The organism is Pseudomonas sp. 34 E 7 (assembly GCF_900005715.1).
GTDB classification, from domain to species: Bacteria; Pseudomonadota; Gammaproteobacteria; order Pseudomonadales; family Pseudomonadaceae; genus Aquipseudomonas; species Aquipseudomonas orientalis_A.
The window spans coordinates 1-2,169 of record NZ_CVTX01000018.1; the positions used below are offsets into that span (position 1 = coordinate 1).

Annotated in this window: 3 protein-coding genes; 1 reads left to right on the forward strand and 2 read right to left on the reverse strand. The window is 59.4% G+C overall.

Annotation, left to right across the window (positions count from 1 at the left end):
* Both BFP96_RS00590 and BFP96_RS00595 read right to left on the reverse strand, forming a co-directional pair.
* Positions 1-184: hypothetical protein (locus tag BFP96_RS00590; protein WP_139113295.1), on the reverse strand; the 184-nt coding region annotated here is incomplete at its 3' end.
* A 40-nt stretch (positions 185-224) separates the two neighbouring features.
* Positions 225-1,577: a TolC family outer membrane protein gene (locus BFP96_RS00595; RefSeq protein WP_368943714.1), complete on the reverse strand. Its 1,353-nt coding sequence runs from the start codon at positions 1,575-1,577 to the stop codon at positions 225-227.
* Positions 1,578-1,920: 343 nt separating this feature from the next.
* Here BFP96_RS00595 and BFP96_RS00600 point away from each other — a divergent pair.
* On the forward strand, positions 1,921-2,169 hold a 249-nt coding region (locus BFP96_RS00600; RefSeq protein ID WP_139113296.1), incomplete at its 3' end, for a retention module-containing protein.

The window sequence follows — 2,169 nt, forward strand, 5'->3', positions numbered from 1 at the left end:
CGGCACGCGACAGCAACTCGGCACTCAGGCGCTGCGAAGGCAGCGGCAGGCCGGTGGTGAGCATGGCCGCGCTGGCCGGTTTCTGATGCAGGGCGCAGAGTGCCAACAACCCGTCGAGTAACGGGTCGTCGTGCAGCGTGCGTGGATCATGACTGAGGTGAACTCGACTGACTTCGGATTCCACGCGGTGCACTCTCGACTAACAGATGGGGCTATGGGGTGACTCAGTTCATTCCAGGCAGTTGAACTTTGGGCTTCACATCGTTTTGCACGACGGAGGCCATTGGAGCGACGACGCCTTGGCTTTTGAGCAATTCGCCCATGGTCGCCTTGATTCGGTACTGAGTAAATAACTGAATATTCTTGATCTCTTCCAGGCGACGCGAAGCGGTGAACAATTCGTTCTCGCTGTCGAGCAAGTCCAGCAGGGTACGTTGGCCCAGGCTGAACTGTTGCTGGTAGGACGTGCGCACGCGGGTGCTGTGGTCCACGTACTGCTGGGCCACCGGCAGTTGCGCGTTGGCGTTGTTCAAGGCGTTCCAGGCCAGGCCCAGTTCTTCATTGAGCTGGCGCAAGGCGTTGTTGCGGATGTCCAGGGCCTGGTTGGCCTGGTATGACTTCGATTGCAGGTCGGCCTTGTTGCTGCCGCCGGCAAACAGGTTGAAGCGCATGCGCACCATGGCTTCCCAGCCGTTGCTGTGGTTGGCGTCACCGGAGACGTTGTTGTCGGCGTTGGTGCCCAGCTCAGCGTCAAAGCGTGGATAGAAGCTGGATTTGGCGGCCGCGTATTGCTTCTCGGCGGCGGAGATGTCCGACTCGGCCGAGCGCAGCACCGGGCTGTTGTCGAGCATCTGGCGCCGCGCTTCATTCAGGTCGGCCGGGAGCATGGCCATGAACGGCGCCGGGCGCTCGAGCTGGTCGGGCATCTCGCCAACGGCACTGAGGTAGTTGGTTTGCGCATCCGCCAGGTTGGTCTGCTCGGTGATCAGGTTGTTGCGGGCCTGGGCCAGACGCGCTTCGGCCTGGTCCTGGTCGGCGCCGTTACCGACGCCGCGCTGGGTGCGCAACTTGATCTGATCGTAAATGCGTTCGTGGTTGCGCAGGTTTTCTTCGGCCAGGCGCACGAACTCGCGGCGGGTCAGCACTTCCAGGTAGACCTGGGCAACGGTCAACGCGGTGCGCTCGGACGTACCGAGCAACGAATAGGCACGGGAGTTGACGTTGGCCTGTTGACGCCCGACTTCGCTGGAAGTGGCGAACCCATCAAAGATCATTTGCTGCAGGCGCAGGCTGGATTCACCGCGATTGAGGGTGTCCCAGTGGTTGCCGCCCGTGCCGTTCGCGGCGCGGGTGGACGCGTTGTCGGTGCCCGCACGGCCATAGCCGGCATTCAAATCGACACGCGGCAGATACCCACCCTGCGCCGCACGCAATTGGTAATCGGCGGCGATGCGGCTGTTTACACCCGCTTGAATTTCAGGATGCACATCCATTGCCTGCTGCATGGCTTGAGGCAGCGTCTGGGCTTGTACAAAGCTGGCGGCGAGAACGAACGGTATTGCCTTGAACAGGTGCAGACGCATTAAAAATTCCCCAGGACTTCTTGTCTCAAATCACAGCGATTGGCGCCGCCGCGTCGGATAATGGCTAGCGTAATGACCGTACGTCGGAAAGTTCAAAAAGCGGAACTGCTTCACACATGTAGGACGGTTCGCCGCATAAATATCAATGTGACATTACGGGGGCGATTGTTTAGGATGGCGACCATAAGGTCAATAGTTTGGCATAAACTAGATAGCTAAAAATTCTAGCCAATAATTTGACGTCAGTAAGTGTTCAGACTACGCCCCCTCCAGTTTGGCCCTCCCTATTGAGCGGCCACATGGAATCATCAGAAACGGATCGCCGGAGAAATATTTAATGAGCAATGTTGTTGCCATCGTCAAAAGCATTGTTGGTCAAGTGTTCGTTATTTCTCCGGAAGGGGCACGCCGTGTTCTGGTTGAGGGTGATCGCCTGTTTGCGGGCGACCAGATTGATACGGGCCTGTCGGGCGCAGTGAGCCTGGAGCTGGCTGACGGACGCACGCTGGACCTGGGCCGCGACACCCAGTGGAGCGCCGACATGCCGGACTCCACCGCCGACCTGGCCGCCGCCACCGAACAGGCC